Genomic DNA, 14,698 nt, shown 5'->3' on the forward strand with positions numbered 1-14,698 from the left:
TACCTTCTGGGCGGCTCCGTGGGGCTCTGGCTGAAATTTGCCGGCTGCGCCCTTAGTTGGCGTAGGAAACCCCATGGCGCGGCGATCGAGTTCTTTAGGGCCGTTTCCTAAAACCCACCGGTGGGGTGAGATCGTCCAGCAGGTTTTAGACCGTCCGGACGCGGAACTATCCGATCGTATCTTGGGAAACGTTCGGAAACGACTGGCCGGGTTAACTACCGAAGAGTCCGCAACGGACGTCGTTTCGTTCTTCGCTGCGCTTCCGATCGTGACTCGCTCGGCGGACCCTCCTGACGCCCTACAAACCAGCTTTGGGATCCGCTACCGCGGATCGCTGCGGGAAACCTTGGTCGCCGTTACCGCCGCCGACGGCGCTTTGAGACGGGCGAGTCTGTCTGCGTTCGATTCCTTCACCTCCGGCCCAAGGTTCCGGCAAGCCCGTATCGGTGGAGACGAATGGACGGTGTGGCGGGAGCTGGACGGGAGCGCATTTTGCGAGCTTGGCCGAACATTCTATGCGCACCTTTGCGAAGAGCTGCTCACCTACTACCTGCAGGCCGCCCTCCCTTCGGCCGAAATCCCGCGTGAGACGTTGAAACGCCACGCCTGGGAGCTGAGCAGAATCACCCAGGCCTTCTCCGCCCGCTGGTTCAACGCCTGCGCCTTGGACGCCACTCCGCCTCGGAGCAATATCCGCTGGTACCACGGACACTGCGTGGGCAAGCTCGACATGGAGCTTGAGCGGGAGCTCTCGACCCATGTCGAGCCGCTTCCCAACCCGTTTCGACGAAAAAAGGTGGAGCCTCCCAGCCTCGGGCTTCCGCTATAAGTTTCACCACTCTAAGATCGCGCGAACGCGATGAAATACACGGAAGTCTAATGGCCCGATGGCGGCCAAGGCCGCGCTTTCCCTGAAATTTTTCCGTTGGTTGTGCAGTCATGAGCAGTTCCGTAGATCGATGGGTCCTAGTGGTCGAGGACAATCCAGACGACGAACACTTGGTTCGCCGCGCGTTCACTTCATCGAGTCGCACGGAGACCCTTCTAGTGGCTCGGAATGGAGAGGAGGCGCTGCAAGTTCTTAGGAAGCGCCATTCACCGGCGCTCGTTCTCCTCGACCTCAAGTTGCCTCGGCTGTCTGGGGTCGATGTGCTCATGGCGATGAAAGACGACTGTAGACTTCGCACCGTGCCCGTGGTCGTTCTCACTTCCTCAGTCGAGATGACCGACGTAGGCGCTTGCTACGACCTCGGCTGCAGCGCCTTCGTCCGCAAGCCTATCGATTACGACCAGTTCATGAGCGTCTTTTCTTCAACCCTCGGCTTCTGGCTCGGCACAAACCTAACCCTCTGCACCCCGGCTGCCGTTGCAAGCGATTAGGATTGCGTGTGAAGGGACACGGAATATCGTAGATAGTCGCGGAGCGCGACCCGGGCGCTGAACTCAAAGCCAAAATCGCGTTCGATCTTTCCCACGTCGAAGTGGTTAGGAGTCTCGGAGAATCCCCGATCTTCGGCGATCACCGAGCGGTTAGATCCCACCATCGAAACCGCCTCCAACGCGATCTCCTCCCACGTTGTGTATTCGCGGGCCACCGCAACATACACCTCTCGGTTGGCTTCGGAATGAAGCACCGCCGCATACAGCTTCGCTAGGTCGGTGGCCGCGATGAACTGCCGTCCGTCGTGTTTGGCGACCACGATCTCCTCGCCTCGAATCACTGCGTCGACGATCTCCCTGAAGCGACGATCGCAATTCACCGGCGCGCCTTCGGCCACGGGAACGCCGACCGTGGGACCGGGGCGGATGGTATTGCAGCGCATCTCCGATTGATAGGAAAATGCCGAAAGAAAAGCCTCCCCCGCCGCTTTCGTGGCTCCGTAGAAGTCGGTGGGCGTCAGGCGTTGCGTCTCGTCCATCGCGGGCCGAAACGGGCGGTGCACCGCCGTCGACGAGGTGTAAATCAGGTGCGCGACGCCGGCCTCGGCCGCCGATTCGAAAACGTTGGCGGCCGCTCGGGTGTCCTTGAGTTGCAGCTCCGTCGGCTCCTCGTCCCAACAGATCGCGTTGTGGATGCAGGCGTCATGACCCTTAAGGGCGCTTCGAACCAGCTCGTATTCTTGAAGGTCACCCTCGACGATCGAAACCCCGCGAGTCTCGAGAAAACTCGGGATCTTTCGGCGATTTCGCGCGAGAATCGTGACCTCGTCGCCCCTACCCACCAGCTCGACGACGATATGCGAGCCGATAAACCCCATCCCGCCGGTAACGAAAACCTTCATGACGTTCGATGATGGCCGCTCGCCAACTTCGACGAAAGGGCGAGCCGCTTCGTCTCCCGATCTTTGCGACTTCGCGCCTTTGCGTGACCCGCATTCAAATCCAACTCATCGGCAGCTTCGACGAAACCGAGCGACCTAGCCTTCGCGTGACCCGAGTGCATTTCCCAACTTACCGAGAGTTGTAAGCCACCGCCTCGCGCAGCAACTCTCGCAATGCGGATTCATCGACCGGATCTCCTTCCTTATAGTCGATCGCCCGCGTCGCCTTCGCTTCCAGCCCGGCGTTAAAGAGGCCGTTCGGGTCGGCAAGGGAAGCCCCCCTTGAAAAAGTTGATCTTCACATGATCCTTGAACGCGCCCGCCGCGCAGACCATCCCATTCCTCGACCATACCGGCGTGTTCCACTTCCACTCCTCGGTAACGCCCGGGGCTACCTCTTTGATAAGCTCGCGAATCCGGGCGATCCGCTCGCCACGCCAGTCCGCCAAGGAGGCGATCTCCCTATCGATTTGTTCCGAGGGTGTCATGAGAATGACTTTATGATAACCTGACCCCGCCGGTCCGAAACCGGCGGTAACCTGCGCCCAATGCGTACCTTGCCGATCATTTTTGCCCTCGCCGTATCTGCGAACGCGCTTGCCGGATCTCCCACTCGGCAGGAACCGAATCCCGCGGTCGTTCCCGTTCCCCAACCGGGTATGGAGAGGCGGCACCAAGAGAAGGTCGCCCTGATCTCGCGCGAGAAATTCGACCTGCTGATGATCGGGGATTCCATCACTCAGAACTTTGAGAAGCCCGAGTTTCAGCCCGTATGGCAGCAGTTCTTCGCGCCCCGGCATGCGATTAACCTGGGCTACAGCGGAGGGCGAACGGAGAACACCCTTTGGAACCTTAAAAATGGCGAGCTCACCGGTCAATCGCCGAAGGTCGTGACGCTGATGATCGGCACAAACAACGCCGACGAGCGGAACTACCGCACGCACCACACCGCCGAGCAGATCGCGGGCGGAATCGAGGCGATCGTTGCCCTGCTTCGCAAAGAGCTGCCCGATACCAAGATCCTCCTGCTCGCCTGCTTCCCCTACGGCGAGCAGCCGGCCGGCAACCACCGCGGCATGGAGCTGATCCGCACGGGGATGTTGATCAAGCCATTAGCGGACAACCGACACGTCTTCTTCTGCAACGTAAACAACGCGTTCCTGAACCCTGACGGGTCGATGAACAAGGATCTCGTTCCCGATTACCTCCACCCAAACCCCGCCGGCGCTCTCCTCTGGGCCAAGGCGATGGAGACGACCCTAAGCCGCTTGATGGGAGATAAGCCGCGGGGTTAGCGTTTGAGCTCGACTAATGGGATCGAGATGAGCTGCCCCGACGGTGCGCCGTTGCAGGCAACGTAGAGGCGGTCCCCGTGGACGGTCAGCGAGTTGCCGCTAAGGCCGGGCGGCAAGTCCACCAGCTTCGTCCGCTCGCCGACCTTTTCACCGTAGGGCGTCCGGAAGATCGCCCAGTCGTTGTGAGAACCGGCGGCGAGCCACAGGAGCTCTTTATCCCGTTCGATCACGTCAACCGGCACGAGTCCGTCAACGGGCAACACCGGCTCCGCCTTGCCGTCGTGCAAGAGATAAGACCGGCCCGGAAGCAGAATGAACGCCGAGGAGCCAACCACCCTGGTGTTCCAAACCGCGTTGATCCCGGGCAGCAGCTTTAGGGGCTTCCACGTCGCGCCGTCGAACCGGTAGCAGTCCACGGCCTTGTTCGCCTCCGGTGCCCCCGCCCCCCATTGCTCCACCCAAAACGCATACAACGCGTCCGGGAGCGGGACCACACTGAGAACCTCACCGAAAGAGTCTTTGCCCGCCGCGCCGAACTCCTTTTTCCAGATGCTCCCATCCGTGCTGGAGAGGACCGCGCCCGAAGTGTCCGAAACCCCCGCGTACAGGCGGCCCCGCCATTGGGCGAAATCGAAAACATGAACCGCTTTCGGCAGGTTCCGATACTTGGTCCAGGTCTGCCCCTGGTCCTGGGAGAGATACCAATTCCCCCAGTCCCAATTCTCCATCGCGTCGATCCCCGGAACGATGATCGACTTGCCGAACTTCCGGATCATCCGAATTCCCTGGTCCTGAACGCTGAACACCTTCTGAGCCGCCGGCGCCTTATCCCGCCACACGTAAATGTCACCGCCGTCGCTCACGGTAGGCGGCGGCGAATCGAGGAAGATCAGCCGGTCCTCCAGCGCAAACACACGCGTGCAGCACCCGAAAGCCGGCTTCCCCGTAAAATCCACCCGCCAATTCGCCTGCAGCAGAACCGCCGCCAAAAGCGCACCCAGCACAAAGGCAGGTTACTGTAACTCCAAGGCCGATGCCCACCACCTGTCTGCCCCCGGCGTTAACCGCCTTTCCCACGTCTAGCACGGTGGAGACTTGATCCAGCTCCGAAATTTCGAATCGTTGCCCCTGCCGCCCGCAGTCCGGGACATCTTACTGACGAAGCTGCCCAAAAGCGAACTCGACCCTTGGGCCATCGAGGCAATTGTCGTCGAAGTCGCTCGCGAGCACATCGTTTCTTGCCGCAAGGCAGCGACCCGACTCGGATACAAAGGCTACGAATCCGCCAAGCCTTTTTCGAGCGCCACGGACTGACGAGTGAATACATGCTCGATATGGTCGAAGAGGACTTCACCACCCTAGAAACCCCACGGGCCAAGACCGAGTGCTCGTTGTCTCCGACACAACCCTGCTTAACTACCTCATCCTCATCGGCGCCCAGGATGTCTTGCCGGTGTTGTTTGGCTCCGTCCCGGTGCCGATGCGAGTAGCGCTTCGTGAGAAAGGAGCTTGCAGACACTTAGGTAGTTGGTTTATGCGATATCCATCACGCACTTAAGCTTTTGGATTACATGTTTCGGTCGACACCTGACGATGGAGTCCTTGCATACGCATAGCTCAATAAGGATTGTGGTCGTTCTGAAGGAGAAGTAGGCACCATTGACCCGTGGAATTGTCAGTGTTGATGGCATAAATATGCTATCACTGTTCTGTCATGTCGTCACCGAACGATCCCCTCATCTTTATCTGCTATTCCCAACATGGAAAGGGGCCGGATTGGAAAAGTAGAGTGCTCGAAGCCTTCCGGACTTTCGAAGCGAACGACCTTATTTGCTTGTGGCACGACAATTTGACCCCGGTGGCGATCAATTGGGACAAGCACATCATTGAACAACTGGTGAAGGCGAAGATCGCCATCGTCCTGCTCACTCCGGAAGCACTTCGGTCGGATTACATCGTCAAGAAAGAGCTTCCGATGCTAAAGGAAATGTACGACGCGGAACGGATTCAGATTATCCCGCTGCCCTGCGAACCGTGCGACTTAGGCACTCATTCCTGGTTGAACGGTTGCCAGGCACCGAACAGCCTGAAGCCACTCGACGGAGATGAGGAAGAAAAGAAGCGCTCACTTCAAGAACTGGTAGTACGGGTCACTCAGCGGTTGACCGAAATCGCCTTAGAGCAAGGCGGGATTTCCGATCGACATACACCCCTTGATCCGAAATGGGTGAGCTTAGACAAATTGCGACTCGACGGTGATCGCAAGCGAGATGTGGGTCGACTCATCGGCCGTGACCAAGAAATCGCCCTGCTGAATCTAGCATTTGCCCGTTCCGATGTAAAGACGCAAGTGTTGGTGGCACCAGGCGGAGCGGGAAAGACGATGCTCACGCGTTACTGGCTTGAGACGCTTCAGGCGAAGAATTGGAAAGGGGTTGAACGCGTTTACGCATGGAGCTTCTATAGCCAAGGTACGAGAGAAGAGCTTCAAGCTTCGGAGCAGCCTTTCTTCGAAGACGCGGTGAAGTTCTTCGAGGTAGAGAACGATGCGACTCTCTCTCCCACGGATCGGGGGCGCAGGCTAGCTCAAGCGATCGCCGAGAAACCCACATTGCTGATTTTGGACGGTATCGAACCTCTCCAGGTACCAAAGGGTGAGGCAAAAGAGGGACGGTTGCGGGCATCCGGGATCCGGAGCATGCTCAGCCATCTGGGCAACTTTAGTAGCAAGGATAAATGGTCTGGCTTGTGTCTCATTTCGACGCGGGAAGAGATCGTCGATCTCCAGGCGACCCAAAGGGGAAGGGCCGATATGTGGGGAGAGGTCCTTTCGGTCGAGCTCCCACCTCTTAGCGATGAGGCGGGCGCCGAACTGCTTCACAGCGTCGGTGTGAATCGCCTTGGGGTTCGACCGATCAATTGCGATCACGAAAAGCTGCGGGACATGACCCGCCGAGTCAACGGCCACGCCCTTACGCTGTTCCTCTACGGACAGTATTTGCGCCGAGTTAATCAGGGCGATATTAGTGGGGCATCGCTCATCCAATTCTCGGAAGAAGACACAGACAACAAGAGGAACGGTACTTCGTTTCGACTATTTCAGACTCTGGAAGCGTGGTTTGCCGGAAGTGGTGAGGGAACCGAATTTCGCCAACTTGCCATCCTACGCATGATGGGACTTTTCGATCGTCCCGTTTTAATGAGCTGCCTCGAGCACTTAATGCAGGCACCTCCGATCGAAGGGCTGACCGAGCCGATGTTCGTACGACACAAGGGGGTTGCCCATGACGAGGTAAAGGTACAGCCGATCGAACGGGCGAAGTTTAATCTGGCCCTGCATCACCTCATCGACTTTGGCCTCGTGTTCTACGCAAACGCGGATGACGAGATAACCACCTTGGACTGCCATCCGCTGGTCCGGGAGTATTTCGCGGAGCGGCTTAGGACGGATGATCTGGAGGCATGGAAGCAAGCCAATTTGCGGCTGGGTCACTATTACGAGGATCTGGTCGATGAACCTTATCCCAAGGACCATGCGAAGCTAGACCTGATTTTTCAGGCGCTTGTTTTCTATGCAAGGGCCGGGATGCCCAAGAAGAGCTATCGAACGTTCAAGCTTCGTATCCTTGCCGACGACTATTACGCCACAAAGGGACTGGGAATGCAAGCCGAAGTTTGGGTGGCCTGCAAGACGATCTTACGGCACAACGAAGAACAGATCGATCTCGTGGGTAAGGCGGATATTCTTCAGCAATTAGGTTATACGGAGCGCTCATTGGGAATGCTTTCGGATGCAATTAAGTCCTTTAATGCATGCTTAGAGATTCGTGAGGCGAACTATACAGGGTCGAAAGGGGAGGCAAACCTCATTTCGATCGTCGCCGGATTGCTAGGAGTTACGCAGCTCTATTCGGGGGATCTCAGAGGTGGGCTTTTGAACACGACAAAGGCTGTGAAATTTTCCCAGGGCGCGGAAGACACGCCGAAATACATGTATTCGCTGTCGAGTAAGGGCAAGGTGGAGCATTACCTCGGCCAGTTCGGCTTAGCGTGCGAAAACCTCCAGAAGGCCTATGAGATGAGTAAAGCTCCGCAGAACCAGCGTGAGCCTTCGAATTGCTCTAACGCTTGTTTCCGTTGGGGCGAATTGCTTCTTTGGAAGAAAGCGTATGCCGAAGCCCTGGAAGTTGCGGATGATGGTCTGGCGTTTGTCGAGCGAACCGGACTCGGTCCGATGTTCAAGGCGCTCCTGCAAGTCAACCGAGCTTACGCAATGATGGCCGGGGCCTACCGAAAAGAAGTCGACGCGATCGTGAAAGAACTCCTCGATACAGCGCTTCAGAATTTCCGTCGCGGAGGGCTGGATAACGAGACGATCAGGGGTCACCTTGCCTTGGCCCATTACTACGACTGGAGTGGGAATCCGGTCGAGGCACGTTTCGATCTCGATGAAGCGTGGAGCATGGCGGAACTTGGGCAAATGAGACTGCACATGGCGGATGTCCTACTTCTTCGCGCCCGCCTCTTTGCCGATCAACCGGAGCGTCCGTGGGGCGATCCGGAAATGCATTTATTCGATGCCCGCAAACTCATCCTGGAATGCGGCTACCGGCGTCGAGAGGCAGAGTGGAATGAATTAGCGGAGCGGCTTAGGGTGCAGGAAACCTGCATTTAAGCTTAGCTAAAGCCCCGGCGAGGCCAAAAGAAGACTGTTGGTGACTCTATGTCCCGGGCCTTTCGACACTCTATAGAGCATCGCACCAAGCTTGGTTTTCCCCGAGGAACCTAGAAAAAGAGTTTGGTGGAGAATAGGGGACTCGAACCCCTGACCCCCTCCATGCCATGGAGGTGCTCTCCCAACTGAGCTAATTCCCCAATATTCAGGCGGGCGGCGCGGAAGTACTCCGCTCAAGGCAACCCAGCCGACTCCCCGCTTTCGCGGAAAGTTGAGTGTACCCGCCTGACGGATGAGCGTCAAGGGACCCAAGACCGCAACCCGTCGGCTACAAGCCGAGTTGGCAATGAGAACCATGGCAGCGACCTTCGATGAAACTGCGCTTCCGCCCTCTCAGGCGGATACGGTCGAGCTTCCGGGCCGCGCCGTCACGTTTTGCGATCGGCGGCATGCGCGGGGTTTTTGGATGCCGACCCACACCCATGAGGAAGCACACGCCGCTTTCGTATTGGAGGGGCGTATCCAAACCTTCACCCGCCAATCCACCACAACGTCGGACCCGGCCACATTGCTGTTCGTCCCCCGAGGCGAGACGCACGCCACCCAATACCACGACCCGGTTCGGGCGCTCTACATCACTTTCCACGCTCCCTGGTGGGAGCGCTTCGGCCCCGCCGGCGGAGCCCTCCACGAGCCGCGAGAATACGAAGACGGGCCGCCACTCGCCTTGGCGAAACGCCTACATAAAGAGTTCCAGTCGCGCGACAACCTGACCCCGTTCATGCTCGAGGGGCTCACCTTGGAGCTTCTCGTGGCGATGTCCCGGTCCCGCCCGGTGACCGAAGAAGCGCGAGCTCCGAGATGGCTCCAAAACGCCCGCGACCACCTCCACTCCCATCCGAACGAGCCGCTTTCGATCGAGGCGCTTGCCACCGAAGTCGGCGTCCATCCGGGCCACCTTATGCGGAGTTTCCGCCGTCACTTCCATTGCACGATGGGGGAATACGTACGACGACTCCGGGTGCGGCAAGCCCGGCAGATGCTAACCACCGGCGACTCGACCTTAGCCGAGATCGCGGTCGAGCTCGGGTTCTGCGACCAGAGCAGCTTCTGCAAGACATTCAAGCGGATGACCGGCTTGACGCCAACCGAAATGCGAAATGCCGAGAATGTGAGCCACACCCAAACGATGTTCCCCTGATACAAGACCGCCGGCAGGATCGATCCTAAGCTAAAGAACCTACCGGCGACACCATGAGAACTCACTTCGCGACCCTCTCCACCTTCACCGTACTGGCGCTTGCGATCGCAAGTGCGACCGCCTTTCACAACCGTCGAACCCACTTGGCCGCTCAAGTTGGCGGCCACAGCGTCACAGCCAGCGTCGAAGGCAGTGCCACGTTGCGGGCAAATCGCGAGGAAGCGGTTATCTCCAGCGATTTCGGCACCTTGACGATCCTGCCCACCCAGGTACTGCGGGACGGCAAGATATTCGCCAAGGTTCGTGCGTCGTCTCCGATCGAGATCGAGTTCGCCGAACATCGGCTATCGGTGACCGCGAGGTGACGAAGCTTAGGCTTATTTCGCTCTTTCTCAAAGCCGGAATCGCCGTTCCTTTCTTCTATTTCGGCATCCAACTCATCGCGGCGCCGTTCTTCCCGGGGTACAGCTTCATTCGGAATGTGGCCAGCGAGCTTGGGTCGGATCGGAGCCCGTTAGCGTCGTTCTTCAACGTGGGGATCTTCGTACAAGGGGTCCTCATGCTGATCGCGGCGTGCGGCTTTTGGCTCGGCAGCCGGCGAACCGGCGTGCCCTGGGGGCTCGCCGCCCTAATCTCTGCGGCGGTGTTCATGGGGGGACTGCAAAGTATGTGGGCCGCCCACTTTCCAATGCCGGATCCTCGACATGGCGGGCATCCGCTCTTTCTCGCGTTCATGATCGCGATGCCGTTCCTGCTCGGAACCTTTATCTGGAAATACGGCCGTACGAAAGCGCTACGCACCTACGTGGCCGCCGCCCTCCTCGTCATGGCCGCCATAGTCCTGGTCAATTCAGGCGTTCTGAAAATCGACGCGAGCCAGGTGGAGGGGCTCAAGCAGAGGGTGTTGACCCTGACGATCTTTCCGCTCGTCGCGGTCGCCGCGCGGATCCTGGATCGCGTTATGCAGGAAAACCTCGAATAATTATTCTGGAGGAGAGCACGGGAATCGAACCCGAGACGGGGTAAACCGCCCCAACTGTTTAGCAAACAGCGCCCGTCACCATCAGGGCTTACTCTCCTTAGGGTCATTTGTTGGCACGTATAGTAACAGCCCTACCCATCTAAACATGATGGGCAGAAGGCGTCACCTTCCACTCAAGATCACACTCATTGACGTTCCTCTTTCACATTCGAATATCTCCTAACTCTTGAGAGATTGGCGGCCACGACGGGACTCGAACCCGCAACCGACGCATAGACAGTGCGCCCATCTAATCCGATTGAAAATACGTGGCCGAAGAATGGCGATTAACCTCATGCTCTAAGAGGGACATGTCCCCCATTAGGCGGAGATTCAGGTTCAAACGAGGGTCGGACGCAAAGAAAAGCGGCCCGGTCCTCGATGGGGACCGGGCCGCTTTTCCTAAATTCTGTTTAGTCTTAGCTACGCCCAGTCCCTGAAGTATCACTCTCAACGGACACCGCGAAGCGATCGCGACTCAAGAAAAGAGCGATGGGAGCTAACGCAGCCGAGGTGACAGTGACCGGGTTCATGGGTAAATTTTCCTTAACGTCGACATTATGACCAAGAAAAACCATCTTGTCAACAGAAAGTGCGATTTCTTGAAATTCCTTAGTCGATAAACCCTATCAAGGTAGGCGGTAAACCTTACTTAGACGCTTCGCAAACTCGTTCTCCGGACCGAGTTTCTTTCCTTTGAACTTCGGATCCGGATGCGCATCGAAAAGCTGATGATACGAGTAAACCGTCGACCCCTGGGTTCCCGCTAAAGCGAGCCCAAGCGCCTTTTCGAAATCCGCAGGCTGAGGCGTCACGACGACCGTCGACCCGGCCAAAAACGGAGTCACTTCGACGTGAGCATGGAGGATGGGCTTACCCGTGGGAAAGATGCCGGCAAACCCCTTGACCGCGTTATCCGTCCACTGCGGGGTGAATACGCCGCTCTTCCCCAGTAGCCGCGCGTTCTGCTCCCGCTGCTGCCAGATCGCCCCTTGAATCATGCGGTCGTATCCGAGAGAGGCGATCCCCTTAAAATCGAAGCCGCACTCGTCGGCATACGTGTCGGGGTTCATGAGGTTCAAGCTGTCGAACCGCTCCGTCACGAGATCGTGGATCGCGTACGACTGGCCCTGCGGCAGCCGTTGCGATGCGTGAAGAAGGATCTCGTGGAGCCCCGTCATCCCTTCGGCCCGGTGACGCTTCCATAGCAGATCTCCTTCTGGCGCACCCGGGTGCTTTCGGTTGAAGTCGGCGAGAGCGGCGGCGTTGTAGTCCGGCGCCACGTCCCCATGCTCCATCCCTTCCGCCACCGTTCCCTCACACGCTTCCAGCCCGTCGAGGTCGCGGCATAGCGTGACCACGTCGTGCATCAGCGATGAGAACCATGCGCGGTAGCCAGGGTGCCATGCAGAAAGCGGATGCCCCTTGATTCCGCCAAGGTCGACTTCGTACGGTTGACCGTTCTTTCGCAATACCCGCCAGTCCGGGTGGGCGGTGGCGATCCGTTCGTATTGGTTCAACCGGAAAGACGCCACCACTTTGATCCCTTGAGCATGGGCCGCCGCGATCAGCTTCGGGAGGAAGTTCTTCTCCTTGCTGGCGGCCAGATCCTGCTGCCGCCATGCCCCGGGCAACTCGGTAAAGTAAAACGCGCCGAAAACAGGGGAAAACGCAAAGACAAAGATCGTGTCGACTCCCCACCGCTTGCAATCCGCCACGATGCGCGGAACCGAGACCGCCGGGTCAAGCATCTCAAGCGGTAAGAAGCCGGGGTCGACCCGGAGCCCTTTCATCTTCATTGTGCCGAAAGTATAGGAGTCCTAACGTGCATCCCGCCCTAGCAGCAATACGAGAGATTACTTTTGGCACTCCCTTCCAAGGCGATCTTTACGTCGTGGGGGGTGCCGTCCGAGACGAGCTGCTTGGAATCATCCACGGAGCCGACTTCGACCTCGTGACCCGAAGCGATTCGGCCGAGCTTGCCCGGCTACTCTTCGATCGAGGCGTGTCGGAGATCGCCCCTGTCACCTACGAGAGGTTCGGAACTGCGATGGTTCGAGTCCAAGGAGTCGACATCGAGATCGTCACGGCTCGCCGCGAAAGCTACGACGAGAACTCGCGCAAGCCGCACGTGGAACCCGCGACGTACGAGGAAGATGCCTCCCGCCGCGACTTCACCGTGAACACTCTCATGCGATCGATCGACGATTGGGAGCTGCGCGATCCGCTCGGCATCGGCATCGCCGACCTCCAAGCCAAGGTCCTAAGAACCCCGCTCGCGCCCGAGGCGACCTTCCACGACGATCCTCTGCGCATGCTGCGCGCGGTCCGCTTTCGGTGGAAGCTCGGCTTCCAGCCCGCACCCGGACTGTATGAAGCGATCCGGCAGACTCGAGACCGCCTTCGAATCATCTCCGCGGAGCGGATCCGCGACGAGCTCATAAAGATGCTCGCCCTGCCAACCGGTCCCGACTGCCTGGACGACCTCCGCGAGCTCGGACTTCTCGAAATCTTCGCCCCGGAGCTGTTGCCAATGGTCGGCTGCGAGCAAGGAAGCTTCCACCACCTCGACGTGTGGAACCATTCGTTGCTCGTGCTACGAAATGCCGGAACGGGCGATCTCGTGCTGTCGTTGGCGGCGCTCCTCCACGACGTCGGCAAGCCGCCCACCCGGTTTATCGACGAAGAAGGAAACACCCGGTTCTTCGGCCACGAGGCGGTCGGCGCCAAGATGACCGAAGAGCTGCTTCGGCGATTAAAGTTTCCTCAACGCGAGGTAGACGCGATATCGCTGCTCGTGAAGAACCACATGCGCCTCGGCTCCTCGCCGGAGTTCACCCCCGCCGCCGCTCGGCGGCTGATCCGAGATCTCGACGGCGACCTGGAGCGTCTGCTCCAGTTGGTGGAAGCCGACGCCAACGGCCTCAAGGCCGGCGTCCGCGTAATGGACCTGGGCCCCATCCGCAAGCGCATCGCCGAAGTCCAGCAAGCCACCCCCCGATCCACTCTGGACAGCCCCCTCTCCGGCCAAGAGATCATGGAAATCACCGGCCTAACCCCCGGCCCGGAAGTCGGCCGCCTGAAACAAGCCCTCACCGAAATGGTCATCGAGGGCGACCTCGCCCCCGGCGACAAAGCTAGCGCGACCGCCTGGCTGCGTGACTCCCCGTAGCGTCGGCGCCCCGCCGATGATCTCCCGTGCCGTCGGCGTCGGAGTTGACACGGGCCGCTCGCCTAATGCCAATTAGATCTTGCGACAATGCCTTTGCCCCCTTTGCGATTCAAGCTTTCTTCGACCGACTCTGCCCGTTCTTTGCGTTCTTGGCGAGAAATCCCTTTCCGGAGTTTCTCTCAAAGAACGATATCCAACGCTTCCAGATCGTTTTCCAACGGCCGACCGGGCGCGAAGCGCCCGTGAAGCTCCGCCACTTGCGCACGGTACGCCCCCACAAGGCGGGCGAGCGCCCCCTTCATTTCCTCAACATCCAGAGGAACATAGGAGGCCCGCAAGACGGCCAGCAACAGCTCGCTCCCACGTTGCTCGATCCTCGACAGAGCAATGCTTTGGGCCGGACGTCCCCCGAGCCAATCGTCCGCCATCGCCATATTCAGGCGTAGCTCATCAAGCAGCGACTGAGCGTATGCCAACTCGCCGCGCTGGATGCGCCGGTACGCTTCGTGAGCAGCCGCAAGACCCTTGCCGATCGACCGGTCGATCTCATTCGGATCGGGCTCAAAGCGGAGCCGCTGCGACCGCTCGACGACTTCCCAAACAATCCCCTCCGGATCGTACAGGATCTCCGTCGGGAGCGATAGCCACGGCGTCGGCGCAAGCGCCTCCTCGTTCAGATAGTAGACATCGACCTTCAGAAACGGCCGGAAATGCGATACGCAGTGGGCAGCGTTCTCCACCCACTCGTTGAACAAGAACCCTGGCCAGTTCCGCGGAAGCTCCAGGCGACGGGTCACGAAATCTAGATAGCGGCCCGGCCGAACCACGACTTTCAGGTCGATGTCCGAGTACGCGTCCGCCGTCCCTGCCGGGATCGACCCGGCGAGAAACAGCCCGACCACCCCCTGCTGCCGAATGAGATGGCTACGTATCGCCGGGAGCAATCGGTCGCGGGCTCCGGCCAGTTCGCTTTCTTTAAATCGCACGACTGCAGAGATTATGCTGAGATTGAA

Annotated in this window: 14 protein-coding genes and 3 tRNA genes; 8 read left to right on the top strand and 9 right to left on the bottom strand. The window is 58.9% G+C overall.

The window, feature by feature from the left end; genetic code table 11:
- Window positions 1-73: 73 nt before the first annotated feature.
- Window positions 74-829, top strand: coding sequence for a hypothetical protein (locus tag OP10G_RS06805; protein ID WP_025226635.1), 756 nt, complete (start codon window positions 74-76; stop codon window positions 827-829).
- Window positions 830-939: 110 nt separating this feature from the next.
- A complete protein-coding gene (locus OP10G_RS06810; protein ID WP_025226634.1) occupies window positions 940-1,380 on the top strand; it encodes a response regulator in 441 nt (146 codons plus the stop codon).
- Here OP10G_RS06810 and OP10G_RS06815 read toward each other — a convergent pair.
- The 3 genes from OP10G_RS06815 to OP10G_RS27370 all read right to left on the bottom strand — a co-directional run bounded on the left by OP10G_RS06815 (window position 1,377) and on the right by OP10G_RS27370 (window position 2,809).
- Window positions 1,377-2,282 (bottom strand): NAD-dependent epimerase/dehydratase family protein, encoded by a 906-nt coding sequence (locus OP10G_RS06815; protein ID WP_025226633.1) that lies wholly within the window; start codon window positions 2,280-2,282, stop codon window positions 1,377-1,379. The genes OP10G_RS06810 and OP10G_RS06815 overlap by 4 nt on opposite strands.
- A 169-nt stretch (window positions 2,283-2,451) precedes the next feature.
- Complete coding sequence (locus tag OP10G_RS27820) at window positions 2,452-2,559, bottom strand: hypothetical protein (protein ID WP_420810107.1); 108 nt, start codon at window positions 2,557-2,559, stop codon at window positions 2,452-2,454.
- 7 nt (window positions 2,560-2,566) lie between these two features.
- On the bottom strand, window positions 2,567-2,809 hold the full coding sequence (locus OP10G_RS27370; RefSeq protein WP_265101688.1) for a DUF1801 domain-containing protein: 243 nt from the start codon (window positions 2,807-2,809) through the stop codon (window positions 2,567-2,569).
- A 60-nt stretch (window positions 2,810-2,869) separates the two neighbouring features.
- Between OP10G_RS27370 and OP10G_RS06825 the strand changes: the two genes are divergently transcribed.
- A complete protein-coding gene (locus OP10G_RS06825; RefSeq protein WP_025226632.1) occupies window positions 2,870-3,616 on the top strand; it encodes a GDSL-type esterase/lipase family protein in 747 nt (248 codons plus the stop codon).
- Here OP10G_RS06825 and OP10G_RS06830 read toward each other — a convergent pair.
- Entirely contained in the window at window positions 3,613-4,620 is a 1,008-nt protein-coding gene (locus OP10G_RS06830) for a hypothetical protein (protein WP_025226631.1), read from the bottom strand. The genes OP10G_RS06825 and OP10G_RS06830 overlap by 4 nt on opposite strands.
- Before the next feature lie 710 nt (window positions 4,621-5,330).
- Here OP10G_RS06830 and OP10G_RS06840 point away from each other — a divergent pair.
- Window positions 5,331-8,291, top strand: a complete 2,961-nt coding sequence (locus OP10G_RS06840; protein ID WP_144241028.1) for a TIR and AAA domain-containing protein — start codon at window positions 5,331-5,333, stop codon at window positions 8,289-8,291.
- Window positions 8,292-8,415: 124 nt separating this feature from the next.
- Here OP10G_RS06840 and OP10G_RS06845 read toward each other — a convergent pair.
- Window positions 8,416-8,491, bottom strand: a tRNA-Ala gene (locus OP10G_RS06845).
- 146 nt (window positions 8,492-8,637) lie between these two features.
- Here OP10G_RS06845 and OP10G_RS24175 point away from each other — a divergent pair.
- The 3 genes from OP10G_RS24175 to OP10G_RS06860 are packed head-to-tail and all read left to right on the top strand — an operon-like array spanning window position 8,638 to window position 10,474.
- Window positions 8,638-9,492: an AraC family transcriptional regulator gene (locus OP10G_RS24175; protein ID WP_227625076.1), complete on the top strand. Its 855-nt coding sequence runs from the start codon at window positions 8,638-8,640 to the stop codon at window positions 9,490-9,492.
- Window positions 9,493-9,545: 53 nt separating this feature from the next.
- Complete coding sequence (locus OP10G_RS06855; RefSeq protein ID WP_025226627.1) at window positions 9,546-9,857, top strand: hypothetical protein; 312 nt, start codon at window positions 9,546-9,548, stop codon at window positions 9,855-9,857.
- Entirely contained in the window at window positions 9,854-10,474 is a 621-nt protein-coding gene (locus tag OP10G_RS06860; RefSeq protein ID WP_025226626.1) for a DUF998 domain-containing protein, read from the top strand. Before OP10G_RS06855 ends, OP10G_RS06860 begins: the two co-directional genes overlap by 4 nt.
- A 6-nt stretch (window positions 10,475-10,480) precedes the next feature.
- Here OP10G_RS06860 and OP10G_RS06865 read toward each other — a convergent pair.
- The 3 genes from OP10G_RS06865 to OP10G_RS06875 all read right to left on the bottom strand — a co-directional run bounded on the left by OP10G_RS06865 (window position 10,481) and on the right by OP10G_RS06875 (window position 12,312).
- Window positions 10,481-10,571 (bottom strand) — tRNA-Ser (locus OP10G_RS06865).
- A gap of 138 nt (window positions 10,572-10,709) precedes the next feature.
- Window positions 10,710-10,788, bottom strand: a tRNA-Asp gene (locus OP10G_RS06870).
- 354 nt (window positions 10,789-11,142) lie between these two features.
- On the bottom strand, window positions 11,143-12,312 hold the full coding sequence (locus OP10G_RS06875) for an alpha-amylase family protein (protein WP_025226625.1): 1,170 nt from the start codon (window positions 12,310-12,312) through the stop codon (window positions 11,143-11,145).
- A gap of 95 nt (window positions 12,313-12,407) precedes the next feature.
- On the opposite strand from OP10G_RS06875, the gene OP10G_RS06880 reads away from it, so the two are divergent.
- Window positions 12,408-13,685, top strand: a complete 1,278-nt coding sequence (locus tag OP10G_RS06880) for a CCA tRNA nucleotidyltransferase (protein ID WP_158409161.1) — start codon at window positions 12,408-12,410, stop codon at window positions 13,683-13,685.
- Window positions 13,686-13,864: 179 nt separating this feature from the next.
- Here OP10G_RS06880 and OP10G_RS06885 read toward each other — a convergent pair whose 3' ends face one another.
- On the bottom strand, window positions 13,865-14,671 hold the full coding sequence (locus OP10G_RS06885) for a hypothetical protein (protein WP_025226623.1): 807 nt from the start codon (window positions 14,669-14,671) through the stop codon (window positions 13,865-13,867).
- Window positions 14,672-14,698: the final 27 nt, after the last annotated feature.

Source organism: Fimbriimonas ginsengisoli Gsoil 348, from assembly GCF_000724625.1.
Lineage (GTDB): Bacteria > Armatimonadota > Fimbriimonadia > Fimbriimonadales > Fimbriimonadaceae > Fimbriimonas > Fimbriimonas ginsengisoli.

Coding starts and splice junctions, on each gene's coding strand:
- OP10G_RS06805 (WP_025226635.1), top strand. CDS start 74: ATGGCGCGGCGATCGAGTTCTTTAGGGCCGTTTCCTAAAACCCACCGG.
- OP10G_RS06810 (WP_025226634.1), top strand. CDS start 940: ATGAGCAGTTCCGTAGATCGATGGGTCCTAGTGGTCGAGGACAATCCA.
- OP10G_RS06815 (WP_025226633.1), bottom strand. CDS start 2,282: ATGAAGGTTTTCGTTACCGGCGGGATGGGGTTTATCGGCTCGCATATC.
- OP10G_RS27370 (WP_265101688.1), bottom strand. CDS start 2,809: ATGACACCCTCGGAACAAATCGATAGGGAGATCGCCTCCTTGGCGGAC.
- OP10G_RS06825 (WP_025226632.1), top strand. CDS start 2,870: ATGCGTACCTTGCCGATCATTTTTGCCCTCGCCGTATCTGCGAACGCG.
- OP10G_RS06840 (WP_144241028.1), top strand. CDS start 5,331: ATGTCGTCACCGAACGATCCCCTCATCTTTATCTGCTATTCCCAACAT.
- OP10G_RS24175 (WP_227625076.1), top strand. CDS start 8,638: ATGAGAACCATGGCAGCGACCTTCGATGAAACTGCGCTTCCGCCCTCT.
- OP10G_RS06855 (WP_025226627.1), top strand. CDS start 9,546: ATGAGAACTCACTTCGCGACCCTCTCCACCTTCACCGTACTGGCGCTT.
- OP10G_RS06875 (WP_025226625.1), bottom strand. CDS start 12,312: ATGAAGATGAAAGGGCTCCGGGTCGACCCCGGCTTCTTACCGCTTGAG.